This is a genomic window from Bacillus sp. LJBV19, assembly GCF_017797845.1.
GTDB classification, from domain to species: Bacteria; Bacillota; Bacilli; order Bacillales; family Bacillaceae; genus Bacillus; species Bacillus velezensis.
The window spans coordinates 3,292,002-3,315,136 of the sequence record NZ_CP072563.1; the positions used below are offsets into that span (position 1 = coordinate 3,292,002).

General features: G+C 50.9%; 23 protein-coding genes. 3 read left to right on the plus strand and 20 right to left on the minus strand.

Annotation, left to right across the window (positions count from 1 at the left end; translation table 11 throughout):
• Positions 1-26: 26 nt before the first annotated feature.
• On the plus strand, positions 27-1,355 hold the full coding sequence (locus J6600_RS16040) for a GntP family permease (protein ID WP_014418918.1): 1,329 nt from the start codon (positions 27-29) through the stop codon (positions 1,353-1,355).
• Between the two features lie 416 nt (positions 1,356-1,771).
• On the opposite strand, the gene J6600_RS16045 is transcribed toward J6600_RS16040, so the two are convergent.
• The 7 genes from J6600_RS16045 to lutR form a co-directional block, all read right to left on the minus strand.
• Positions 1,772-2,056 carry a hypothetical protein gene (locus J6600_RS16045; protein ID WP_094296304.1) on the minus strand — a complete coding sequence of 95 codons (285 nt, stop codon included), beginning with the start codon at positions 2,054-2,056 and terminating at the stop codon, positions 1,772-1,774.
• Positions 2,057-2,109: 53 nt separating this feature from the next.
• The gene (locus J6600_RS19875) at positions 2,110-2,217 is read right to left on the minus strand and encodes a transposase (protein ID WP_459178126.1); all 108 of its coding nucleotides are present in this window, start codon (positions 2,215-2,217) and stop codon (positions 2,110-2,112) included.
• A 91-nt stretch (positions 2,218-2,308) separates the two neighbouring features.
• Positions 2,309-3,031 (minus strand): LutC/YkgG family protein, encoded by a 723-nt coding sequence (locus J6600_RS16050; RefSeq protein WP_021495223.1) that lies wholly within the window; start codon positions 3,029-3,031, stop codon positions 2,309-2,311.
• A complete protein-coding gene (locus J6600_RS16055) occupies positions 3,031-4,461 on the minus strand; it encodes a LutB/LldF family L-lactate oxidation iron-sulfur protein (protein WP_007407375.1) in 1,431 nt (476 codons plus the stop codon). The genes J6600_RS16050 and J6600_RS16055 overlap by 1 nt, the downstream gene beginning before the upstream one ends.
• Before the next feature lie 27 nt (positions 4,462-4,488).
• Positions 4,489-5,205 (minus strand): (Fe-S)-binding protein, encoded by a 717-nt coding sequence (locus tag J6600_RS16060; RefSeq protein ID WP_014418920.1) that lies wholly within the window; start codon positions 5,203-5,205, stop codon positions 4,489-4,491.
• A gap of 181 nt (positions 5,206-5,386) precedes the next feature.
• Positions 5,387-6,577, minus strand: coding sequence for an aminotransferase-like domain-containing protein (locus J6600_RS16065; RefSeq protein WP_209387604.1), 1,191 nt, complete (start codon positions 6,575-6,577; stop codon positions 5,387-5,389).
• A 30-nt stretch (positions 6,578-6,607) separates the two neighbouring features.
• Positions 6,608-7,327: an L-lactate utilization/bacilysin biosynthesis transcriptional regulator LutR gene (gene lutR, locus J6600_RS16070; RefSeq protein WP_014418922.1), complete on the minus strand. Its 720-nt coding sequence runs from the start codon at positions 7,325-7,327 to the stop codon at positions 6,608-6,610.
• Between the two features lie 205 nt (positions 7,328-7,532).
• Here lutR and lutP point away from each other — a divergent pair, with 205 nt between their 5' ends.
• The gene (lutP, locus tag J6600_RS16075) at positions 7,533-9,209 is read left to right on the plus strand and encodes an L-lactate permease LutP (RefSeq protein ID WP_021495226.1); all 1,677 of its coding nucleotides are present in this window, start codon (positions 7,533-7,535) and stop codon (positions 9,207-9,209) included.
• Positions 9,210-9,246: 37 nt separating this feature from the next.
• Here lutP and rpoN read toward each other — a convergent pair whose 3' ends face one another.
• Positions 9,247-10,557 carry an RNA polymerase factor sigma-54 gene (gene rpoN, locus J6600_RS16080; RefSeq protein WP_245207618.1) on the minus strand — a complete coding sequence of 437 codons (1,311 nt, stop codon included), beginning with the start codon at positions 10,555-10,557 and terminating at the stop codon, positions 9,247-9,249.
• Between the two features lie 77 nt (positions 10,558-10,634).
• Between rpoN and yvfG the strand changes: the two genes are divergently transcribed.
• Complete coding sequence (gene yvfG, locus J6600_RS16085) at positions 10,635-10,853, plus strand: protein YvfG (RefSeq protein ID WP_003151570.1); 219 nt, start codon at positions 10,635-10,637, stop codon at positions 10,851-10,853.
• Positions 10,854-10,866: 13 nt separating this feature from the next.
• Here yvfG and J6600_RS16090 read toward each other — a convergent pair whose 3' ends face one another.
• The 12 genes from J6600_RS16090 to J6600_RS16145 are packed head-to-tail and all read right to left on the minus strand — an operon-like array spanning position 10,867 to position 23,133.
• A complete protein-coding gene (locus J6600_RS16090; protein WP_209387606.1) occupies positions 10,867-11,832 on the minus strand; it encodes a polysaccharide pyruvyl transferase family protein in 966 nt (321 codons plus the stop codon).
• Positions 11,811-12,983 (minus strand): aminotransferase class I/II-fold pyridoxal phosphate-dependent enzyme, encoded by a 1,173-nt coding sequence (locus tag J6600_RS16095; protein ID WP_022553816.1) that lies wholly within the window; start codon positions 12,981-12,983, stop codon positions 11,811-11,813. The genes J6600_RS16090 and J6600_RS16095 overlap by 22 nt, the downstream gene beginning before the upstream one ends.
• 4 nt (positions 12,984-12,987) lie before the next feature.
• Positions 12,988-13,635, minus strand: a complete 648-nt coding sequence (locus tag J6600_RS16100; protein WP_209387607.1) for an acetyltransferase — start codon at positions 13,633-13,635, stop codon at positions 12,988-12,990.
• Complete coding sequence (locus J6600_RS16105; RefSeq protein ID WP_007407383.1) at positions 13,632-14,240, minus strand: sugar transferase; 609 nt, start codon at positions 14,238-14,240, stop codon at positions 13,632-13,634. Before J6600_RS16105 ends, J6600_RS16100 begins: the two co-directional genes overlap by 4 nt.
• On the minus strand, positions 14,237-15,754 hold the full coding sequence (locus J6600_RS16110) for an MATE family efflux transporter (RefSeq protein WP_209387608.1): 1,518 nt from the start codon (positions 15,752-15,754) through the stop codon (positions 14,237-14,239). The genes J6600_RS16105 and J6600_RS16110 overlap by 4 nt, the downstream gene beginning before the upstream one ends.
• On the minus strand, positions 15,751-16,785 hold the full coding sequence (locus J6600_RS16115; protein WP_209387609.1) for a glycosyltransferase: 1,035 nt from the start codon (positions 16,783-16,785) through the stop codon (positions 15,751-15,753). Before J6600_RS16115 ends, J6600_RS16110 begins: the two co-directional genes overlap by 4 nt.
• Positions 16,782-17,858, minus strand: a complete 1,077-nt coding sequence (locus J6600_RS16120; RefSeq protein WP_209387610.1) for a polysaccharide pyruvyl transferase family protein — start codon at positions 17,856-17,858, stop codon at positions 16,782-16,784. Before J6600_RS16120 ends, J6600_RS16115 begins: the two co-directional genes overlap by 4 nt.
• Positions 17,859-17,862: 4 nt before the next feature.
• Positions 17,863-18,900, minus strand: a complete 1,038-nt coding sequence (locus J6600_RS16125) for a glycosyltransferase family 2 protein (protein WP_209387611.1) — start codon at positions 18,898-18,900, stop codon at positions 17,863-17,865.
• Positions 18,901-18,918: 18 nt separating this feature from the next.
• Entirely contained in the window at positions 18,919-20,022 is a 1,104-nt protein-coding gene (locus J6600_RS16130; protein WP_174747328.1) for a biofilm exopolysaccharide biosynthesis protein EpsG, read from the minus strand.
• A gap of 3 nt (positions 20,023-20,025) precedes the next feature.
• Positions 20,026-21,162 carry a glycosyltransferase family 1 protein gene (locus tag J6600_RS16135; RefSeq protein WP_209387612.1) on the minus strand — a complete coding sequence of 379 codons (1,137 nt, stop codon included), beginning with the start codon at positions 21,160-21,162 and terminating at the stop codon, positions 20,026-20,028.
• The gene (gene epsE, locus J6600_RS16140; protein ID WP_209387613.1) at positions 21,155-21,997 is read right to left on the minus strand and encodes a glycosyltransferase EpsE; all 843 of its coding nucleotides are present in this window, start codon (positions 21,995-21,997) and stop codon (positions 21,155-21,157) included. Before epsE ends, J6600_RS16135 begins: the two co-directional genes overlap by 8 nt.
• The gene (locus J6600_RS16145) at positions 21,994-23,133 is read right to left on the minus strand and encodes a glycosyltransferase family 4 protein (protein WP_209387614.1); all 1,140 of its coding nucleotides are present in this window, start codon (positions 23,131-23,133) and stop codon (positions 21,994-21,996) included. Before J6600_RS16145 ends, epsE begins: the two co-directional genes overlap by 4 nt.
• Between the last annotated feature and the right edge of the window lie 2 nt (positions 23,134-23,135).

Below are 23,135 nucleotides of genomic sequence, written 5' to 3' on the forward strand. Positions count from 1 at the left end.
TTCTTCTTTGAAAGGGTGAAAAGGTCATGTTACTGTTTATTGTCATTGCCGCTATTATCGTTTTACTCTTATTGATTACGGTCGCTAAATTAAATCCGTTTATCAGTCTTTTGATTACATCCATCCTTGTCGGTTTCGCAACGGGCATGAATCTGCCGGACATTATCGCTTCGATGAAAACCGGGCTCGGCAATACGCTGTCGCTGCTTGCGATCGTGCTGGCCCTCGGTACGATGCTCGGAAAAATGATGGCTGAATCAGGCGGTGCGGAGCGTATCGCCCACACCCTGATCGGCCGCTTCGGCAAAAAGAAAGTGCATTGGGCGATGATGGCCGTCGCTTTTATCGTCGGCATCCCGGTCTTTTTCCAGGTCGGCTTCGTCCTGCTCGTGCCGCTTTTGTTTACGATTGCGATTGAAACCGGCGTTTCATTAGTGACGATCGGGATTCCGCTCCTTGCGGGACTTTCCGTCGTACACGGATTGGTTCCGCCCCACCCGGCGGCGATGGCGGCTGTCGGCATTTATCACGCCAATGTCGGAAAAACGATTTTGTTTTCTTTAATCGTCGGCATTCCGACTGCCATCATCGCGGGGCCGCTTTACGGAAAATGGATTGGTAAGCGCATTCATAAACCCGTTCCCGAACTATTGAAAAAACAATTTATTGAACGGAATGAAAAACGCAAGCTTCCGGGATTCGCAAATACATTGTTTACGATATTGGTACCGGTGATCCTGATGCTTATGGCAACGCTTGCCGAAATTGCGCTTCCGGAAAAAAGCGCGCTCTATGAAACTTTTAAATTTATCGGCGACCCTGTCACGGCGCTTTTGATCGCCACGGTTTACTCCTTTTTCAGCCTTGGTTTTTATCAGGGCTTTGACAGAGAAAGCATTTTAAAATTCAGCAATGACTGTCTCGGACCGATCGCTTCCATTCTGCTTGTGATCGGAGCCGGCGGCGCTTTTAACAACGTCCTGATTGATTCAGGCGTCGGCACGTATATCGCTGACATTGCGAAGCATTCAAGCTTCTCTCCCGTTCTTTTAAGCTGGACGATCGCAGCGGTCATCCGTGTCGCCACAGGTTCAGCGACTGTCGCCATGATGACGGCGGCCGGCATTGTTGCACCGATTGCATCTGTCATGCCGGGCGTCAGCAGTGAGCTTCTCGTTTTGGCAACGGGAGCGGGCTCTTTGATTCTGTCACATGTCAATGACTCCGGTTTCTGGCTCATTAAAGAGTATTTCGGAATGACAGTAAAAGAAACGTTCCTGACATGGACGGCGATGGAAACGATTATTTCTGTCAGTGCGATCTGTTTTATCATGATCATTAACGCGTTTATATAAAAACAAACCCCGGCCGAATGAAGTGACCCCTGTCAAGTAGACAGTGTTAAAAAGACACGAAGCAGCCTGAGTCCTGTATTGATATGGGCTCAGGTTGTTTCACTTCTTTTGGAACCGTTGATGGTTGTAAAAATGAATATATTTACATACTGCTTCTTGAACTGCTTCAGCTGTTTTGACCCTTTCATCCCCTCTGTCTGAAAGTGGTTAACCCATCTCCTTACTTGGTTTTTATCAATGTTCATTTCTCTGGTCATTTAGGTGAAGATCAACAACTTTTTTCTTAAAGTGAATATTCATAAGTTTTACGTGTTTTCCCCATAAAAAATCCCCTCCATTGCAGACAGATCAGTATGCTTTCTTTTTTCTGTCTGCTATGAGGGGATCATATCAATATGAGCTGGGCTCCTCTTTCTTTAACGAAACAAAAGAACAGCTAATATCCCTAGATTAATTATTCCTAAAAGGAAGGAAACGACCGCTATCCCTTTGTTTTTCTGCATAAAATAAAGACCGTTTATAACCAAGATACAGCTGATCAAAGCATCAAATAATCGGAGAGCCATACCGTTAAAATCAACTTCCGACTCAAAAAAGCTAAATATCGATACTGCTATTAAAAAGATTACTGATACTGTAATATAAATCAACCAGTCCCTAGATGCATTGCTCTTTTCAGTTTCTTTTTGAATACTGTTCATGAGTTATTCAAAACCACCTTAAAACAATATTTCCTAAATCTTATAATATGCGCCTAATCATTTTCAATGGCGATTGTCTGATAACCCATCCCATCATTTAGGTGAAGATCAACAACCTTTTTCTTAAAGTGAATATCATAAGCTTTACGTGTTTTCCCCATATAAAATCCCCTCCATTGCAGACAGATCAGTATGCTTTCTTTTCTCTGTCTGCTATGAGGGGATCATATCAGAAAACCGGGGTTTGTTTTTTTATCGGTCATTCACAAGGATATAAGCGGCTTTAACGGGTCCGTGGACGCCGACAACCAAATCCATTTCGATATCGGCCGAGTTGCTCGGTCCAGTAATATAGTTGATGCAGGAAGGAACGGTGACGCCGTCTCTGATCTGCTGTTTCAGTATATCGCTGGCCTGTGTCATTCTCGGCACAATGGAAGATTTCGGGATGATTGCGATATAGGTGGTCGGAAGCAGGCTGACGGAACGGCCGGCATGCTCTGACGCATACAAAACGACGGTGGCTGATTCCGCAAGCGTGATCTCGCTGAATGTAATGCCCACATTCGCTTGTTCCGCTTTTTCAATATTTTTCGCTCCTTGTTCCGCGTCCCATTCCCAAACGGGAATCCCTTCATCCGGCCACTCTTCTGTCATAAGGGTCTGCAAGCCATACGTTTCAAACCGGCTGTCCTTCGGAATGATGACAGGCCCTCCTTCAAAACGGTTCACCTGCGTGCGCAAAGCGTCGTAAAGCCCGGCTGCATCCGTTTCGATCAGTTCGGTATGAATGTTGACGCAGTGGTCTTTCAGCATCGTGACAAGATCGTCTTCCGTACAGTCCGCATGCGTTTGATATTGAGGCTGATACTTCCATTCAGGCAGGGACACGCCTGATTTTCTGCGCTCTCTGCCCAGATTTTCGGCGATCCGGTTTAAAAAGGATTCCTGATGTGTAACCGTCCCTTTCATCATCATTCTTCCCCCTTTTGTTTTTCCCGGTCTTTAAACCAATCTCTGAATCTCGATTTATGCGGCGCCGGGAAATCCCGTATTGCCGTCCATTCTTTTAACGGCCCCGGCCCTTTTGATATTTTGTCATCTTCCGTAAACGGCGTCATGGCGGCAGGCGCCCATTTCGATCCCATTTTATAAAGGGACGGGGATGACGAGCCGAGCCCGAAGGCTTTCATCGCCAGTTTTTCACTGATCGGCGCTTTGCCCTCTTTTTCCACGATGTTCTGCCGATGCTTGAGCAGCAGCTCGTGCAGCGGAATTTTAACGGGACACGCTTCCGTACAGGCCGCGCATAAGGAAGATGCGTACGGGAGCTCCTTGTATTCGTCATATCCGCCGAGAAGAGGCGATAAGACGGCGCCGATCGGCCCCGAATAGATGGACCCGTACGAGTGTCCGCCGACATGCCGGTACACCGGACAGACGTTGATGCAGGCGGCGCAGCGGATACATTGCAGCACCGATTGGAATTCCGTGCCGAGTATGCGGGAACGCCCGTTGTCCACAACCACAAGGTGGAATTCCTCAGGCCCGTCAGCTTCTCCTTGCTGACGAGGTCCCGTCAGCGCCGTAATGTAACTTGTAAGCCGCTGGCCGACCGCGCTTCTCGTCAGCATGCTGACAAGCACTTCAAACTCAGAAAATGACGGAACGATCCGCTCCATTCCCATCACGGTGATCTGCGTCTTCGGCAGCGCGGATACAAGGCGGCCGTTTCCTTCGTTCGTCACGAGACTGACCGATCCGGTATCCGCGATCGCAAAGTTGCAGCCTGTAATGCCGACATCCGCTTCGAGAAATTTTTTCCGGAGAACGCTGCGCGCGTGCATGACGAGCTCTTCCGGTTTTTCCGTCTGTTTGTATTCGAGTCTCTCTTTAAACACGTCACGGATCTGCTCTTTGTTTTTGTGAAGAGCGGGAGCAACGATATGTGACGGCGGATCGTGATCGTCAATCTGGAGAATGTATTCGCCGAGATCCGTTTCTGTGACTTCACAGCCCTCTTCCTCAAGCACTTCGTTCATATTGATTTCTTCTGTCACCATGGATTTGGATTTTACGATTTTTTTGGCGTTTTTCTGCCGGATGACATCGCGGATATAGGAGGACGCTTCTTCCGCCGTTTCGGCGAAAAAGACGTGTCCGCCTCTGTTGGCGACGTTTTCGGCGAGCTGTTCCAAATAGAAATCAAGATTGTCCAGCACATGCTGTCTGATTTCTTCCGCATGGGAACGCCAATCCTCCCAGTTTCCCAATTCCTCGGCCGCCTGAAGCCTTCTTGTCCTGAGCCGTTCCTGCGCTCCGGAGACGGCTCCTCTCATAAACTCATTATCTATTCCTTCTGATACCCGCTCTTTAAAAGCGGCGGTACCGATTTTCATCGCCATGATTTTCCCCCCTTGTTGTTTCTCGTGTTATCTGCTGTTCAGCACTTCGGCGATGTGCATGACTCTGACGTTTTTATCCTTACGGTCAAGACGCCCTCCGATATTCATCAGACATCCGCAATCCGCCCCGATCAGCACCTCGGCCTCCGTGTCTTCCACGCAGGCGACCTTCTCATCCACCATTTGTTCAGAGATTTGCGCCATTTTCACAGAAAACGTTCCTCCGAATCCGCAGCATTGATGTTTTCCGGGAAGCGCGGTCAGCTCGAGCCCCTTGACATGGCGCAAAAGCTTCATCGGCTCCTCCGACACGCCGAGCAGCCTCGTCATGTGGCACGATGTATGGACTGTCGCTTTTTTTTGCAGCACCGCCCCGACATCCTCCACCCCGAGAACGTTGACGATAAAATCTGTTAACTCATATGTTTTGTCCGCAAGCTGCTGCGCTTTTGCCGCCCACTTCGGATCATCCTGAAACAGATGCGGATATTCACGGAACATCGTCGTACAGGAACCTGACGGACTGACGACGTACTCCGCTTCTTCAAACGCGGCAATCATCCGCTTCATCGCTTTTTTCGCATCCGTCACATACCCGCTGTTGTATGCGGGCTGCCCGCAGCAGATCTGCCCCTCGGGAAAATCCACCTCACACCCGAGCCGTTCCAGCACCTCAACCGTCGCCTTTCCGACATTGGTCTGGAACATATCCACAAGGCACGTGACAAATAATGAGACTTTCATGATGAACCCCTCTTTCATCCTCAATATGTGATCCGGTCATCTGATGACCTGTTTTTAGGAAAGCTCTATGAATATCCTACACTATTCTGAATATGGATTGGAAGGTTTTTCTGAAAAATCCTTTCGCCTGATGTGCTGAAGGGGACAAAAAAAGAGAAGCCCGAAAGCTCCTCATGCTGCTCTACATCCCGTTTTCCAGCAGGCGTCCCAGTTTTTGCACACCCTCTTTTATCGCGGCTTTACCGGCATAACTGAACGACAGGCGAAGATATTCCGCACCGTCTTCCTGATGCAGAAAAAAATATTTTCCGGGGACATAGGAAACGCCGTGAGAAAGAGCCTGCGCCAGCAGTGCGGACGTATCCGCTCCAGGCGCTTTCACCCATACAAAGTAACCGCCTTTAGGCACGTGCCAGGATGCGGATTCCGGAAGATATCGCGCTATTGCGGCGAGCAAAACGTCACGTTTGCTTCGATATGCTTCCCGCAAGGCGGCGAGCCGTTCTTCCACATTCGTTTGTTCCAGATAGACGGCGGTCACCGCTTGGGAAAACGGGTGGCCTAAGTCTTTTTTTAACCATGACAATGCCGTGATGAATGCGGCGTCCCCTGCAATCCAGCCGATCCTCATACCCGGGGCGATGACTTTTGATAATGAACCGGCGTACAGCACCCGGCCGTTTTGATCCATGGCTTTCAAAGGCGGCGGAATATCGGTGAATCCGAGCTCACCGTATGCATCATCCTCCAAGATGAGAAAATCATACGCTTCGGCAAGCTGAAGCAGGCGGGTTCTCCGCTTCGCTGACATTACGGTTCCCGCAGGATTCTGAAAAGCGGGTATCGTGTAGAGAAGACGGGGAATCAGAAGCCCTTTTCGTTTTCTTTCCTCAAGCATGAACGCTAATGTTTCTGTTTGCAGGCCCTCTTGATCTGTCGGAATGCTCATGATATGCGGTGTGTAATTTTTAAAAATCTCGAGCGCTTCCATATAGACCGGAGCTTCAACGGCAGCGGCGGTTTGTTCATCGAGGAAAACCCGGGCTGCCAGATCTATCGCCTGACAGGCGCCTGACGTCACGAGCAGCTCATCGTCCCGACAGTGAATGCCGCGGGTGGCTAACCGTTCTTGAATCTGCTTTTTTAAAACGGCCGTCCTCGGGCTTCCCATATAATGCAGCGGCAGATCGCGCTCCTCATCCAGAAGGCGGGCGGCGGCTTCTTTCAGCTCCTTATCAGGAACGAGTGCGGGATCGGGATAGCCGGAATGCAGGGGGATGCACGCTTTCGGAACTGCCGGCATCCATTCCCCGGGAGGATCGTTTGTCAGAGCTTTCTTTACATGGTCAGAAAAAAAAGATTCGGCCTGCATGTGATGTTATCCCCTTTCACAAGTCAGCTTCTATACATTTTCTTCAAAATAAGCCCCCAGCACTTCTTCCACATTCGTCAGATGCGCCGTCATCGCCGCTTCCGCTTCATCCGCGTCTTTGGCGGCGACGGCGCTGTAAATGCGTTCATGCTCTTCATACAATCGCTGCACGCTCGTTCGTTTAGAAAACAGCCAAATTTTTCTCGTTTCTCTCATTGTTTCCAAAAGGAGCGCGGAGACATGATTCATGAGATGCTTGAGCAGCCCGTTTTGTGATGCTTCCGCCAGCGCCATGTGAAAGGAGAAATCCGCTTTTTCGCCCAATTCTTCGTCTCCGTCAATGCCTTTCATCTCCAGGAGAGCCTGGCGGATTTTTTGTAAATCGTCTTCGGTGCGTTTTTCAGCGGCCATGGCGGCGACGCCGAGTTCAAGCAGCTTTCTGACTTCGAGCAGCTGTTTGACGTCCTCTTTTTTCATCAAGAGGGCGGAAGAAAGCGGCTGGGAAACATGAGACGGCTCAAATTCTCTTATGTATGTGCCTTCTCCCTGCTTCATGTCGACGAGCCCCATCGCTTTCAAAGCCGACAGCGCTTCTCTGACTGCCGAGCGGCTGACCTGAAAACTCTCAGAAAGCGCCTGAACGGAATCAAGCTTTTCACCCGGCTTAAGCTCGCCCGCTTTTATCTTCTCCAGCAATGCGTCAGCGACTTCCTCGTAGATTTTTTTCGTTTTAATTTGTTTATATTTCAACGCGATCACCCCGTCACTTGTGAATCTTGATGTTTATCGTCTATTATACTTCTTTTTTTGTGCCGCCGACAGGTTCAGACAATTTGTTCAAGAAAAGTATTGTACTTTCAAAACTTTCAAAATATAATGCTAATTAACCCGGTCATCAGATGACCTTATCATAAAAAGTAATCGCTTACATGACATAAGGAGGGGTTTTTTAGGGATGCAATGGACACAGGGGTACGCTCCTTTAGGGGGAAATTTGCTTTTATCGGCAGCTTGCGCGCTCGTGCCGATTATCTTCTTTTTTTGGGCGCTTGCGGTGAAACGGATGAAGGGGTACATCGCGGGGCTTTTCACGTTAGCCGTTTCACTTTTAATCGCTGTATTTGTTTACGGCATGCCGGCGGAAAAAGCGGTGATGTCCGCTTCTCAGGGAGCGGTGTACGGGCTGCTTCCGATCGGCTGGATTATCGTCACATCGGTCTTTCTGTATAAAATCACCGTGAAAACGGGACAGTTTGAGATTATCCGGAGTTCGGTGCTCTCAATTACAGATGATCGGCGTTTGCAGGCGCTGCTCATCGCCTTTTCATTCGGGGCGTTTTTAGAAGGCGCCGCCGGTTTCGGCGCTCCCGTCGCGATCTCGGCCGCTTTGCTCGTCGGACTTGGTTTTCAGCCGCTGTATGCGGCGGGGATTTGCCTGATTGCCAATACGGCGCCCGTTGCCTTCGGCGCGATCGGCATTCCGATTACCGCTGTCGAAGGTCCGACCGGGATACCGGCAATGGAAATTTCTCAAATGGTCGGCCGGCAGCTTCCGTTTTTATCCGTCTTTATTCCGCTTTACTTAATCATTTTGATGAGCGGGTTTAAAAAGGCTTTTGAGATATGGCCGGCCATTCTTGTTTCCGGCGTCTCCTTTGCGGCCGTGCAGTACGCAAGCTCGAATTTTTTAGGGCCTGAGCTGCCGGATGTGCTGTCGGCGCTTGTTTCCATGGCCGCGCTCGCTGTGTTTTTGAAATTTTGGAAACCGAAAACGGCCTTTCGTTTCGCGGCAGAACGGGAATCAGCAGCGGCCGCTGACCGGGCGCCGATCAAGTACGGGGGCGCCGCGGTGTTTAAAGCGTGGTCTCCTTTCCTTCTTCTGACAGCCATGATATCCGTCTGGGGGATTCCCGGCGTGAAGGCTGCCTTAACCGGTCATTACGAAGGAACGTCAATGTGGCTTTCCTGGCTGAATGCAGCCGGGCGTGCATTGACCTTCACGCCTCCCGTACCATTTGTAAATCAGCAGATTCTTCAGGCGGACGGCACGCCGATTGAAGCCGTGTACAAACTTGAGCTTTTCGGTTCAGCGGGAACGGCGATTCTGATTGCCGCCGTCATCTCCAAGTTCGCCCTCGGCATGTCGTGGAAGACATGGGGCGAAGCGTTTATAGAGACGGTGAAAGAGTTAACGCTTCCGGTCGTCACCATTGTTTCTGTTGTCGGCTTTGCTTATGTGACGAATGCTTCCGGCATGAGCACGACACTCGGTCTTGCGCTTGCCATGACGGGCGCGATGTTTACCTTTTTTTCGCCGGTGCTCGGCTGGCTCGGCGTATTTATTACCGGCTCTGATACGTCGGCCAACCTATTGTTCGGCGGATTACAAAAGGTGACGGCGCTCTCTGTCGGAATGGACCCGGTTCTCTCCGTCGCTGCCAATTCATCGGGCGGTGTCACCGGAAAAATGATTTCTCCGCAATCCATTGCGGTTGCCTGTGCCGCTGTCGGTCTGGCGGGCAAGGAAGCCGACCTTTTCCGTTTTACGATTAAGCACAGTCTGTTTTTGCTTCTGCTCGTCTGTCTTATTACATTTTTACAGCATCATCTGTTTTCATGGATGATCCCGTAACACGGAGAACCTCCCCGGGGTTTGGCTCGGGGAGGTTTCAGCTGTACCGTTTTCTCGCCGATGACGGCGGAATATTTAATTGGTCACGGTATTTGGCGACGGTGCGCCTTGAGATTCGGATGTCATATTGTTCATGCAGCAGATCGGCAAGCTTTTGGTCTGAAAAAGGTTTCTTTTTATCTTCTTTATGGACCAATGCCTCCAGATGCGCTTTCACGGCATAATTGGAGGCGCCGCCGTCCCCCGATGATTCAGCTTTTGCCGAGAAAAATGTTTTCATTTCATACAGTCCGTACGGCGTCTGAACGTACTTCCCTTTGATGGCCCGGCTGATCGTTGATTCGTGGAGCTCCAGCGTTTCCGCCACCTCTCTTAAGGTCAGCGGCTGCATTCCGCTTTTTCCTGTGAGAAAAAAGGATTCCTGCCGTTCAGTCAGGACGCCGATAATTCTCGTGATCGTTTGTTTTCTTTGTGACAAAGCCCGGTACAGCCAGCGCCATTCCTGATATTTTGCCGACAGATAATTTTTCGTGTCACGGCACCCGGCAGCTGACAAGAGCGGCTGATAATGGGCATGAAGCTGGATGTCAGGAAACGAACGGCTGTTGAGCCGCGCTTGAATGATGCCGTTTTTCACCGTGATGAAAATATCCGGTTCCACGTAAAAACCCGGCTCCTCATGCGCATAACGGAGCCCCGGCCTCGGATCAAGCGCGCTGATCATGTCAGCGATGTCCTGAATGTCTTTAAGCGGAATGCCCGTTTTCAGCGTAAGCGCTTTCCAGTTCTTTCTTGCAAATAGCTCAAAATAGGCGTCGGCAATCCATTCCGCCTGTTCGTTCCGCTCGGGAAGACGGCGGAGCTGAAGAAGGATGCATTCCTGCAAAGACCGGGCGCCGATTCCCGCGGGCTCAAGGGATTGAAGCTTTTTCAGAACCGCTTCCGTCTCCTCTTGTGAAGCGGATACATGGTCGGCGGCAGCTGGTATGTCCTCTTTTAAATATCCGTTTGAATCCAATGAATGTATCAGATAATTGAAAATCTTTTTCTCATCATCGGACAGCTTCATATCTAAGGCTTGCTGTTTGAGCGAATCCTGCAGCGTTTTGCGGGTAAGTCTGATCTGCTGGCTTCCGTCCCGTTCTTTCATCCTGTTTTTATTTGTTTTATGGTAAGATAGTGGCGGCGTGTCTGTTTCCTTTCGTTCAATCAGAGGGTTTTCCAGTGAGAGCTCATCAATATATCCGGCCAGTTCCGCGGAATTGTATCCGAGTAATGTGATAGCCTGTTTAAGCTCTTGCGTTAATTGAGGCTTTAACATTTGTGTTTGCTGAAGTTTGATATCCATCATGCTCACTCCCCTTTTTTCATTGTACATGATTGGTTTCATACCGTATATACTTATTAAAAGGAGTTGCTTTATAGATGTCAGAACTTTTTTCTGTTCCTTATTTTATTGAAAACTTTACACAGCACATTGAAATGAATCCGAATGAAGACCGAATTCATGCGATGAACAGCTATTACCGCTCCGTCGTCTCAACCCTTGTTCAGGATCAGCTGACGAAAAACTCGGTTGTGCTCAAAAGAATTCAGCATTTGGATGAGGCGTACAACAAAGTAAAACGCGGAGAAACAAAATAAACCTTCCGCTCATTCAAAGCGGAAGGTTTTCCTTCGTGCCGGCGGTTTCCCCGATCAGACGGACGTCCGGCGCTTCGTGCATCCAGGTGTGATAATAGTTGGCGTTTTTCCCGTATGAATTATCAATGACGGTATTCGGTTTCCCGAGAAGCGAGGACAGGATGTGGCCGTGAAGCCTTGACGTTTCCACCGATTCGTACCTGCTGAAAAACAGAACCGCTTTTTTCGTCAAGAAATCGGAATAGCGTTTCCAAAACCGCGCAATCGGCAGCGGGTTTCCCGCTTTTTTATTCAAAACATTCAGTGTTTGGAAAAAAGCGATTCCCCTGCGGTCGCTTGCTGACAGCACATCCTGCCAGTCGCAGCTTTTAACGGAAGGATTGTTTTGCAGCTTCGGATTGATTTCCCCATCCGTGCGGATAAAATGAAGCCTGCCGCGTGACGGAGCCGCTGACGCCGCGATCGGATACAGCTGATGGGCCATATCAGGCATAAGCCCGATATGATTCGCCGAAAAAAAGCGTTTCGCGGTCTCGTATGACACATGATCCCTCGTAAACAGGTGGAGATCCTTGTGCCCCGCAAAAAGCGCCGATGTCTTCCCAAGCCGTGTCTCATCCTGATAATAGATGGATTGCGGCAAGATGACGATCCTGTTTTCCGGGAAGGATTTGACGATTTTTTCCCTGAACGTCTGATAGTACGGATAGAGATCCCCGAAATTTCCGCCACCCTGACAGACGATGATCGTCTTTTTGTCCGCTCGGCGCCCGAATGGAAAATTGTCGGGATTCCAGCGCTGTCTGACGCGGATGCCGTGTGCTTTAAAAAATGCCTCCGTCCCTTTCATAATCAATAAATCCCCTACATTTCCGTAGAGGGGATAGTCGGCATATATGATGTCAGATTGCGGCGGTATAACGCTGAGCAGACCTGTCAGCGTCTCTTTTAATCGGCTCATAACATGGCGGCTGTCCATGTTTTCTCCCCTTTCGTTTCAAACAGTTGCGCAAGTGCGTCAATGACACGCTGCTGCTCCTCAGAAGACAGGTCAGACCCGGATGGCAGACAGATGCCCCGGCTGAAAAGGTTCTCAGAGACACGCTCATGTTCGCTGTGAGGATAAAAGACGGAAGATGAGAAAAGCGGCTGCGTATGCAGCGGTTTCCACAGCGGCCGGGCCTCAATATTCTGTTCCGCAAGACAGGCGACGGCTTCTTCCGGCGTCACGCCGTTATCAAGCGTCAGAGCCGTCAGCCAGCGGTTTGAAACCGTTCCTTCAAGCTCCGGCATCATGCGGATGCCCGGATACGTTTCCAGCGCTTCCCGATACCTGTGAAAGATTTCTCTCCTCGCCCGGACGCGATCTTCGAGCACTTCCAGCTGCGATATCCCCACGCCCGCGAGAATGTTGCTGAGCCTGTAGTTATAACCGAGCTCGCTGTGCTGGTAATGAACGGCGGCATCTCTCGCCTGAGACGCAAGAAACCTCGCTTTTTCAATCGCGGCTTCATCGTCAGACACGAGCATGCCGCCTCCCGATGTTGTAATGATTTTGTTGCCGTTAAAGGAATAAATGCCGAAACGGCCGAACGTGCCGCTCTGCCTGCCTTTATATGTTGATCCTAAGGACTCGGCAGCGTCTTCAATCAGACAGACGCCGTATGCGTCACAAAGGCTCGTTAATTCATCCATTTTCGCGCTTTGGCCGTAAAGATTGACGGCGATCACCGCTTTCGGGATTCTGCCGCGCCGCTTTGCATCCCGCAGCGCCCGCTCAAGCGCATCGGGCGACATATTCCACGTCTCCCATTCCGAATCAATAAAAACGGGCTCAGCCTGCTCATACACAATCGGATTCGCCGTGGCGACAAACGTAAAGGAAGGACAAAATACAGCGTCTCCTTTTTTCACACCCGCAAGCCGCAGGGCAAGATGGATGGCCGCCGTTCCCGAGCTTACGGCCGCCGCGCTTTTCACTCCCGCATATTCCGCGAGCCGCGCTTCAAACGAATTGACGAGCGGACCGAGCGGGGCAATCCAATTGGATCGGAAGGCTTCTGCGATGTATTCCTGTTCTTTTCCGCTCATATGAGGCGGAGACAAATAAATCCGTTTGTTTGTTTGCATGAAATCATCCTTTTTCATTATGGATAGGGGAGATGACGCGGGCCGGAACGCCGACCGCCGTCACATGGCCGGGAATTCGGCTGATGACCGCAGCCCCCGCGCCGATAACGGACCAAGGGCCGATGTCAATCTGCGGTATGACGGACGCGCCGATTCCGATGTGCGTTCCTTCCCCGACTTTCACTCCGCCGGCAAGCGCCGCGCGCGGTGAAAGATGGACGTAATCTCCGATTGCATTGTCATGATCGGCAACCGCGCCCGTATTGATGATGCAATGGGCGCCGATGTCAGCGCCCGCCTGAATGACGGCGCCCGCCATCACAACCGTTCCGTGTCCGACGGAAGCCGTTTCACTGACGATCGCCCCGGGGTGAATGAGTGCGGCATAATCGTCATCTTCAAGCCCAAGCGTTTCAGCGAACTGCTTTCTGACGCGGTTGCGGCCGATGCATATCGTGAATACGGCCTCGGGGACGAGTTTCCGAAGCATGGGCACGTCTTTCGTCCGGCCCGTATATAAACCGTTCCGAACGGCAAAACCGCTGAATCCGTCATCCAATATGCCCGCAAGCTCCATATCGGAACGGGCCTGCACGATTTCCTTCACGACTTTTCCGTGTGCGCCGTTTCCGATCAGCACGATCTTTTTCACGATGACATATCTCCGCTGCCTGTGAAGCGCTTTGCCGTCACATGGCCGGCTTGGTGTATGCCTTCTGACACGAGAACTTTTTTCACTGTTAAAAGCAGAATCTTTAAGTCGAGAAGAAATGTGCGGTTGTCGACGTACCACACGTCGAGCTTGAATTTTTCCTCCCATGAAATCGCGTTTCTCCCGTTAATCTGCGCCCAGCCCGTAATCCCCGGCTTCACCTCGTGCCGCCGCGCCTGCTCCGCCGTGTAAAGCGGCAGATAATCCATCAGCAGAGGCCGGGGGCCGACAAGACTGATATCTCCTTTGAGCACATTAAAAAGCTGGGGAAGCTCATCGATGCTCAATTTTCTGATCAGCCTTCCCGTTTTGGTCAGACGGAGATGATCCGGAAGCAGTACACCGTTTTCATCACGCGCATCCGTCATCGTCCTGAGTTTATACAACGTAAACGGACGCCCGTTATGCCCCGGTCTCGTCTGTTTGAACAATACCGGAGACCCGATGGCGCATCTGACGGCGGCCATGGCGAAGAGAAGGATGACGCTTGCGCCGCACAATAACAACACCGCGGCCGCTATATCAAATACACGTTTCGCCTTCAAATCTGAACAGCTCCTTTCACTTTTCGGCATTTCTGTAAAGCAAGCCGCCTTTCTTCTTTCGTACAAATGAAGAAAAAAGCGAATGCGGCATAGCTCATGCATACGGCAAGCCCCGTAGCGATCAGGCCGGCCCAGCTGTCAAGCGGTGAAAACAGCCGGATACCCCGGCAGACAGCCCAGGCAAATACGGCCGCCGCCAACGGGCCGAACATGCCTTTGTAAAACGCGGTTTTCTGAAAACCGGTAATATGCGAAACATACAGCGGCGTGAAGACGGCATTTTTCAAAATGAGCGAGACTGCACCGGCGATGGTGATGCCGTACAGCCCGAGATGTGCCGGCCCGCTGAGAACCACGGCCAATATGACATTCAGTCCGCCTAAACATAAAGTAACGACGGCGGGCGTTTTTTGTTTATTAAAAGCCGTCCATACGTAAAAAAGCGGCATGACAGAGAGACTGACCGCCAAGTACCCGGCGTGAATGTATAAAAGCGGCGCCGTCTGCACAAACGACGGGCCCAGCCAAATCGCCAGAAACGGTTCGGCGAGCCCTCCTAATAATGCGGCGGGAAGCGCGAGCAGAAGCCCGTTCAGCCGCACGGCCTTATTGGCGTAAGACAGGAGGCCTTCCATATCGCCTTTTGAATAGTAGGAAGTCAAAACCGGCGCAAACAGTGAAGCAAGCGTCCCGGCAAGACTTCTGAGCAGGAGCGGGAATTGAATAATCGCCGCATAGACACCCGCTTCAGACGGCCCCAGCACGAGGTTGGCCGTCATGAGGTCAATCTGCAGAAACAGCAGCACGCCGATCTGGTTGACAGAACTCCAGGCACCGGCCGAAAACAGCACTTTGCTCGTCTGTAATGACAAGGTTTTACGGCTGAAAGAAAACCAAGGAATCAATTTCTTAAAGAAGAAAAAAGTCAGCACGGCCGCACAGACAGCTCCCGCTAATGCCGAAAGCTGGATCTGCCAGATTTTCGGAGGCAGGCACGTAAACAGAGCGAGCACACACAGCACCCTGACCAGCATTTGCACGGCCTGAATGGAACTTGTGATATAAAGCTTGTTGGCAAAAAACGGCCCCGTCGCGAACCCCGCCATAAAAAACGTCAGCATAAACAGCACGCTGCCGATCACGATAGAGAGCCTCACATCCGTTAAGAGCCCGGCCGGTACATTCATAATCTTGTCAATAAAAAAAGCCGTCCCGGCGAGCGGCACAGCGAGCAATAGAGATATCACGACAGACGCGGCTAAATAATTGCTTACATACGCATTGGCCTCGTCCCTGTTCCCCCTGTGGGCGGCGACGGAGAAAAACCTCACAACGACAGAGCTCAGCGCAACGGTAATAATAGAGAAATAGTTAATGATATTCTGTGTCAGATGGACAAACCCAAAAGCCTCCACACCTAATGTTTTCACAATAAAGGGCGTCATCCACACTGATAAAAACACCGATAGTAAAAACGCCGTCACATTGGCGCCGAAATTAATGGCAAATTTCATGCTCCTTCCGCACTGCCTTTCTCTTTCGATTTCCGTTCGAAAAACGCATGCAGAAGAAGAGGAAGGCGCATTTTGCACAGGCCGAGCACCACGCGCTCCCCCGCCAGCAGCTGTTTATGGCGGCACGGCGTCCTGCGCACCGCCGTTTTTACCATGTCATACGTTAAGATTCTGCCGATATGCGCCGTAATCTGATGTGACGGCTGCGGGGCGGCGCATGCGTTGGCGATCAGCATCGGAATCTGATGCTTGCACAAATATGTATCAATATCGCTCCGGCAGGCGTCCGTCAGCCCGTTTTCCTCATAAAAAGCCATTTTCGCTGCATATTGCTTTTGCAGTTCTTGATCTAAGTGGGGCTTAAACGGTGTTTCTGTAAGACTTTGCGGATTTTCCCGGTAGATATACAGCCCTTCGTCTATCACTTTGACACGCGCGGCTTGGCGGAACGCTGCCAAGTTAAACGGAGAGTCCTCGGCAAACCGGATATCTTCATGGAACAACAGTCCTTGCAATGCTTCTCGCCGGTATATATAGCGCCACACATACCAAATAAACCGATGTTCGTGCGCACGTGTCAGCAATGCAGTCATTTCATCCGCTGTGAAGACGCGGCCCGGCGGAATGGACGGCGGCATATATGTTCTTTTCTTAGACGGCGTTTCCTTATAATAGCCGCATCCGGCGATATCCAGCCGGTTCTTCTCTGCTTCTTCATAAAGCCGCTCGAACATCGTTTCCGTCACATAGTCATCGCCGTCCGCAAAACCGATATAACGGCCGCGGGCGGCTTTTATTCCGGCATTGCGGGCCGAGCTGAGGCCTCCGTTTTCTTTATGAATCACCCGGATTCTCGCATCTTCTGCGGCGAATTGTTCGGCAATCCGGCCTGACTGATCCGGTGAACCGTCATTGACGAAAATGATTTCGATGTCTCTCAGCGTCTGTTTTGTTAAAGAAACCGCGCATTCTTTAATAAAAGGCTCTGTCTTATACATCGGCACGATCACGCTCACAAGCGGCGCGGTCATCGGGCATCACCGCTGATTTTCGAGCGCAGCCCGGCAAAATAAACACTGCGCAAAGAACCGCCTTCCTCATGCTTTGCGCTGAGCAGCCGGTTTACGGCGGACGTTACGGCTTCAGGGTCGGGACGTTCAAGCAATGTCATGTTCGGTATGTTTTTCAGCCATTGATAGCCTTCCATTACCTTATGATCAAACGAACGAATGACGACACAAGGCGTTTTCGTCAGCGCACAAAAAATCATCCCGTGAAGCCTGTCAGTGACGACGGCTTCCGCGCCTTTCAGCGTATTCCAAAGTGCTTCCAGCTCCTTTTCACGTGTATGGCGGCTGACCCTCCGGCCGACCGTCGTGGTAAAGGAATGCAGCTCTCCGTACTCTTTTGCCAAAGCTTCTTTTACCATCGTTCTGTCCTCAGCCGTCAGCGCACTCTCCTTATCCTCCCGTAAACAGAGGTAGATCCCTTCCCGCGGGATGTGCCGCTCGCTTTTATCCAAATATAAGACCATGTCAGGCTGTTTGAGCACTGTTTTTCCGGGAAAATGACGCTTCATCCATTGATACGTCGTCTCATCTCTCGCCATTAACAAAAGGTCGGGATGCGCATTGTACACTTTTCGGGCGCGCTTCAGTTCCTTCCGTCCCTTTTTTGATTCAGAAAAGTGAGCCGTCGCCGGAAGCTGAACGATCCGATATTCCCGGAATGTTTTGATAATAAAGCGGCGCGTCCATTCCTCATACCGGTACAAATCCCCCATGTTCCCGCCGCCGATGATGAATACCATATCATCGGGGTGGCGCTTTTTGATCAGCGCTTTTGCCGATCTGTATATATCCTTCATATCCACCTCGACAATGTCAAAATCGGGATACTCCCGTTCAAGAAACGTTTTGCTTGCGTAGGCGATGGCGTGATCGCCGAGATTATCGTGGGACGGGAGCAGCGTCAGAATGATCTTTTTTCTTGCCGCTGTAAGCCCCGCCCCATCCGCTGCCGTTCCGAAATGAAATTGGGACGGGTATTTGACCTTTAGCAACAGCCATTCCGCGAGATTGATTTTTAAAGATTGTATCGACATGTCTTCACCCTCTGATTTTCATTTTGTACTCGATTGCCCGCTGATATGCGGCTGATGCCAGCGACACGAACGGAATCAGCTTCAGCTTCGCCAAAAGCAGAAGGCATGAGCGTTTGGCGTCAAACGGTGCCGTTCCTATTTTGGAAAGGCTCAGGCGGAACACGGGATCAGCGCATATCCGGCTGATATTCTTCCATTTCTCAGAAAACCGGCCGCCGTTATTCCGCTTCCATTCATTCAGCAGGCAGACTGTTCCGTGCTGAACGATGAAAAAATCCAGCTCCTGCCGGTATTCCTGTAAGCAGCCGTTTTCACGCAAAAAAGCCTCGTTCAGCCGATAGAGAACGAGACCTGAGTCAAACAGCTTTTTCTGATAGCTTTGCACAATGGAAGTCAAGTGAATCCGATAATGATAGAGCGGCTGATCCACGTACGAGACCGCACCTGCGAAAACATGCGCCCTGAGGCTGAAGTACTGATCCTCCACGTGCTCCAGCTCATCACGAAGCGGAAAGCGCAGCTGATGATGCTCGATCATCGTTCTTTTGTACAGCTTGTTCCATGAAAAACCGCTGACTCTTCCTTCAAATAAATCTTTCAGGTACCGTTGTTTCGGGAGGCCCGCGTACGCTGAAGCGATCGTTGAAACGGCGGTTTTCCCCGTATCCGCAAATTCGGCCGCATATTCGCAAATCACGAGATCCGCCTGATCAGCCTTCGCTTTTTCATACATGCTGAGGCAATAATCAGGTTCAACCCAGTCGTCCGCATCAATAAAAGCGATAAATTCGCCGCGCGCCGCCTCGATTCCCCTGTTGCGGACCGCGCCGAGCCCCCGGTTTTGCTGATGAATGACCCTGATTCTCTCATCCCGCTTCTGATAGGTTTCAAGAATCGCCGGGCTTTGATCCGTTGACCCGTCATTAACGGCCACGATTTCGATATTGGCGAGCGACTGATTGAGCAATGAATCTAAGCATCTTTCTAAATAAGTTTCCGTATTATACACAGCAATTAATAAACTGACCGCGGGTGTTTCCATATAAACCTCCAGTGTCCATTACCGGGAAAAAATCGTTCTGTACGGAAGCACAGACGAATCGACCGGCATAAGCAAGTAACTGTAAAGAAAATAACAGACAATAATGGCGATATAAATCAGCGCATTTGATTTTTCATCAAAAATCCTCACAAAATAAGGGATCAGGATCATTTGGTACAGGCCGAAATATATATTAAACCGGGCAAAAATAACATCCTTTGTCGCCAAAAGACCGAAGAGCAGGCCGAGCAGACAGAAATTCACGATGACATCAATGTCGGGCCAGAACTTCCGCAGCCGCTCCCGATAGCAGAAAGCCAAAAACAGCGGCAGAAGCAGCACCGCGATTTTTACGACGTTCATCCCGTTCGTATTGGTCATCAGCCATTTCTCATAATGGCCGTACGAGCTGTTTTCCAGCACGACGACAAACAGCGAAATGAACTTCTGATACAGAAACGTCATAAGAAGAAACAATGCCGACAGTCCGAAAATCGCGGGCGACCAGGCTCTTTTTCTGACGAGAAAATAAACCGGAATCATAATCAGCGCTGAGGAATGAAAAAGCGAACACAGCAGCACGATTGACATATAACGCTTCCAGCTTCCGCTGATCACGTAGCGGACGGCCCAAAACAAAACGGCCGCCACCATATACTGCCTGATCCCGTTAAAGGAAGCGTAATAGTGATACGTGCCCAAAAACAAAAACACACTCAGCTCAAACGGACGGCCGAACTCAACGAGCCCCTTTAAAATAAAGCTGCACGTCACGACCGCCACGGTGAAATACATGATTTGCGGATCTTTCGTGATAAAATTCATGAGCCAGATGAGAGCCGTAAACCCAGGATCAACGGCTGCTTTTTTCGCTCCGAACCCGAAGATCTCCCAAATGCTGCCGTAATTTCCCGCCAGCTTGTACATCAGCGCGTACGTCTGAAAATCCGTCCCGACTCTGTAGCGCAAACCGGAGACCAATACGAGCGATAGCAGCGGAACGATCATGACGAGCTGATTCGGCCGGTATCCGGTCGAAAGCGATTGATCACGCCCGCCGCACATTTTCGCGAACCATGACCAAATATACACAATTCCCATATTGACTACGTATACAATCATTCGTTACTGTTCCTTTTTCCAATTCATATTGTAAAGCTTCATAACAGCCCCCGCATTTTCTCCCGCGTCATATCCCTGCCGTCTGAGGGTTTCTTTAATGCGCGCCCCGTCAGGCTTTGCCGCCTCTGCTGCCCGTAAAACCGCTGTTGCCCATTGTCGGGGCGGTTCTTTAAGGCTGAGCCTTTTGACCAGCCCGAGCCCGGCATCGGCTTCTTCCGTTATGCCGTCTGATATCACGCACGGCACCCCGGAGGCCTGCGCTTCAACGAGCGTGACAGGCAGCCCTTCATAAAGAGACGGCATGACAAATACATCCAGCGTTTTCAGCAGGGCATGAACGCGGTCTTCTATGCCGATAAAACGCACATCATCATCAAGCCCCAGCTTCGCCGCCAGATTTTCCATGTCGGTGCGAAGCGGACCGTCTCCGGCGAGAATCAGCTGTAAACCGATGCCCCGCTCTTTCATATCAGCGGCCAGCCGGAGCAGAAATTCGTGGTTTTTTTCTTCTGTAAAGCGGCCGATATGGCCGATCACCAAACAGCCGCCTGCAATGCCCCGCTTCCTTTTTTCAGTTTCTGTGTCCGCGCACCCGCCGGCAAATAAGTCGAGATCAATGCCGTTCGGCAAAAGATGCACGTCTTTTTCTTTCCCGAATAAGAAACGGCCCGCGTCTTTTCCGCAGGCGCACAGTGCCGTGGCGTTTGCCGTAATCAGCCGTCTGAAAACAAACAGCTGCATCCCGGCAAGCCGCGACGCCCGCCCCCGCCACGACGTACTGTGCGAATGGCAGATCCGCACCGGGACGCCGGCTAAACGAGCGGCAAGCGCGATGAATCCCGACTGAAAATCGGTATGGGCGTGCACGGCGGCAAACGGGCCTTTTTCCTGAATCACCCGCTTGACCTGTTTTACAAATGTAACTGGGTTTGTGCTGCCGATGCTCGGCACATAAAAAAGCCGTCCGCCGAGAGCGAGAATTTCCTCATCATAAGCGCACGGATCGTTCCTATGGGTTAAAAAATCAAACTGCACCTTCGTTCTGTCCATCTTCCGGTACAAATTCATCATCATCGTTTCTGCGCCGCCCCTGTTCATCCCGCTGAAGATGTGCAGCACCCGTATCGGTTTGTCAGTCATGTTCGGCAAGCCCTTCTTTTTGGCGGATGTCCCTGTTTTTATGATAACGGTTCATGACCGCGGGCGGCGTAATGGCGCGGATGAGCGGTTTTGCGATATACGCGTAATGGGAAAGCGGCAGCTTCAGCCGTCTGCACGCCTGAAAAACGAGCACCGCATTATCAATGGAATACGTAAACGATCTCCTTTTAAACGCATCACTGTCTTCTCTTACTTTATACAGCGTTTCTTGGAGATTGTACCCCCGGAAACCCGCTTCAAAAAAGCGCAGCCACAAATCGATATCCTCCATCCGCCGCGTCCGCCTGACTGACCGGTAGCCGCCAAGCGCTTTGTACGCTTCAGCCCGCATCATAATGGTGCCGTGGCAGAACGGTGTGCCTTTCGCCATAATTCCCGGTTTCGGCACGGGCGGCAAAAGGCGGGCGCCCCTTACACCGAATTCGTCAAATACGAGCATCCCCGTGCCTACGACTTGATAGTGGGCGTGCTTTTTTAAGAAAGCGGCCTGTTTTTCCAGTCTCCTCGGGTTGGAGATGTCATCACCGTCCTGCCTGGCGATATAATCCCCCGTTGCGTATGTCAGACAGCGGTTAAGCGAAGCGGCAAGCCGTTGATTTGCCTTATTTTGAATCAGCGTGATCCGGTCGCCGTAATGATCCGCGTAACGGCGCGCAATCTGATACGTTCCGTCAGTTGACGCGTCATCACACATGATCAGTTCCCAATTCTTATACGATTGGCTCAGGATGGATTCAATACTCTCCGCTAAAGTCTCTTCGCAATTATAAATTCCCATGATGACGGAAATTTTCGGTTGTGCTCCTGCATTCATACGCTTTTCTCCTTTTTATCCATATAACCGGCGTAAATGTGCGCCATTTCCTTTACCGTACGTGTTTCTGAAAAACATTCCGCCGTCCTGCGCCCTTCTTGCCCCATTGCTTTTCGCAGCCCCGGGGAGCGGTACAGCTTTTCAATCCGATCGGCAAACGCCGCGCTGTCCCCGGCCGGCACGAGAAAACCGTTCACACCGTCTTCGATGATCTCGCGGTGCCCCCTGTTGTCCGCGGCAACGGCGGGCTTTTCGGCAGCCATTCCTTCAAGCAGATTCATGCCGAGTCCTTCGCGGATGCTTGAGGCGACAGACAGATCAGCAAGCTGAATCAGTTCATGAATATCGCGGCAAAAACCGTAAAACCGCACCATGTCGGATACACCGAGTGATTCAGCCTTTTTTCTGTACGGCTCTTCCATCGCGCCTTCTCCGGCAAATACGAGTTTCAGCTCCGGGATGCGGTTCTTCAGCAGTGCCGCAGTCTCAATGAGAAGTCCCTGGTTTTTATTGCCGTTTAATTCAGCGGGGTATACGAGAATAAATTCCCCGGCGCCGAAGCCGTGTTTTTCTCTCAGACGTTCACACTCTTCCCGGCTCACAGGGCGAAACCTGTCTGTATTCACCCCGATGCCGTGTATTTTTTTCGCGCCGCAATCTGTTTTTTTCATTTGCTTGGCCCGTTCGTAATCCTCTTCATTAATCGTAATCAGACAATCCGTATAAGAAGAAAGAAATTTTTCGATCGGGTAATAAAGAAGCCAGTTTTTCAGAGGCGCTCCGTCGCAGAAGTGAAAGCCGTGCGCGGTGTACAGCACCTTTGTCCCTTTTTGGCGCGCTTGTCTCGCCGCAAGGCGTGCAAGCACGCCGCCGACCGGCGTATGACAGTGAATCATGTCGTAGCCGTTGTCCTGAATGAGCCGTTTCAGACGCCTGTAAACAGAAAGATTTTCGGGATGAAACGGCGAGCGCCGGATCGGAATGGAAAACTTTTCATCAACGAACGGAAGATTCATGTTGCCGCCTGCCGCGACGTGCACCTCCCAGCCCATATCCTGAAACCATTGAAAATACGGAAGATGAAAGGCTTTAAAATGATAATCGACTGTGGCGCAGAATAATACTTTTTTCGTCATCT

Coding starts and splice junctions, on each gene's coding strand:
- J6600_RS16040 (WP_014418918.1), top strand. CDS start 27: ATGTTACTGTTTATTGTCATTGCCGCTATTATCGTTTTACTCTTATTG.
- J6600_RS16135 (WP_209387612.1), bottom strand. CDS start 21,162: ATGACTGACAAACCGATACGGGTGCTGCACATCTTCAGCGGGATGAAC.
- J6600_RS16060 (WP_014418920.1), bottom strand. CDS start 5,205: ATGAAAGTCTCATTATTTGTCACGTGCCTTGTGGATATGTTCCAGACC.
- epsE (WP_209387613.1), bottom strand. CDS start 21,997: ATGAATGCAGGAGCACAACCGAAAATTTCCGTCATCATGGGAATTTAT.
- J6600_RS16130 (WP_174747328.1), bottom strand. CDS start 20,022: ATGATTGTATACGTAGTCAATATGGGAATTGTGTATATTTGGTCATGG.
- J6600_RS16045 (WP_094296304.1), bottom strand. CDS start 2,056: ATGAACAGTATTCAAAAAGAAACTGAAAAGAGCAATGCATCTAGGGAC.
- yvfG (WP_003151570.1), top strand. CDS start 10,635: ATGTCAGAACTTTTTTCTGTTCCTTATTTTATTGAAAACTTTACACAG.
- J6600_RS16055 (WP_007407375.1), bottom strand. CDS start 4,461: ATGGCGATGAAAATCGGTACCGCCGCTTTTAAAGAGCGGGTATCAGAA.
- rpoN (WP_245207618.1), bottom strand. CDS start 10,557: ATGGATATCAAACTTCAGCAAACACAAATGTTAAAGCCTCAATTAACG.
- J6600_RS16065 (WP_209387604.1), bottom strand. CDS start 6,577: ATGCAGGCCGAATCTTTTTTTTCTGACCATGTAAAGAAAGCTCTGACA.
- J6600_RS19875 (WP_459178126.1), bottom strand. CDS start 2,217: ATGGGGAAAACACGTAAAGCTTATGATATTCACTTTAAGAAAAAGGTT.
- J6600_RS16120 (WP_209387610.1), bottom strand. CDS start 17,858: ATGTCGATACAATCTTTAAAAATCAATCTCGCGGAATGGCTGTTGCTA.
- J6600_RS16125 (WP_209387611.1), bottom strand. CDS start 18,900: ATGGAAACACCCGCGGTCAGTTTATTAATTGCTGTGTATAATACGGAA.
- J6600_RS16110 (WP_209387608.1), bottom strand. CDS start 15,754: ATGAAATTTGCCATTAATTTCGGCGCCAATGTGACGGCGTTTTTACTA.
- J6600_RS16145 (WP_209387614.1), bottom strand. CDS start 23,133: ATGACGAAAAAAGTATTATTCTGCGCCACAGTCGATTATCATTTTAAA.
- J6600_RS16050 (WP_021495223.1), bottom strand. CDS start 3,031: ATGATGAAAGGGACGGTTACACATCAGGAATCCTTTTTAAACCGGATC.
- J6600_RS16095 (WP_022553816.1), bottom strand. CDS start 12,983: ATGCAAACAAACAAACGGATTTATTTGTCTCCGCCTCATATGAGCGGA.
- lutP (WP_021495226.1), top strand. CDS start 7,533: ATGCAATGGACACAGGGGTACGCTCCTTTAGGGGGAAATTTGCTTTTA.
- J6600_RS16115 (WP_209387609.1), bottom strand. CDS start 16,785: ATGACCGCGCCGCTTGTGAGCGTGATCGTGCCGATGTATAAGACAGAG.
- J6600_RS16090 (WP_209387606.1), bottom strand. CDS start 11,832: ATGGACAGCCGCCATGTTATGAGCCGATTAAAAGAGACGCTGACAGGT.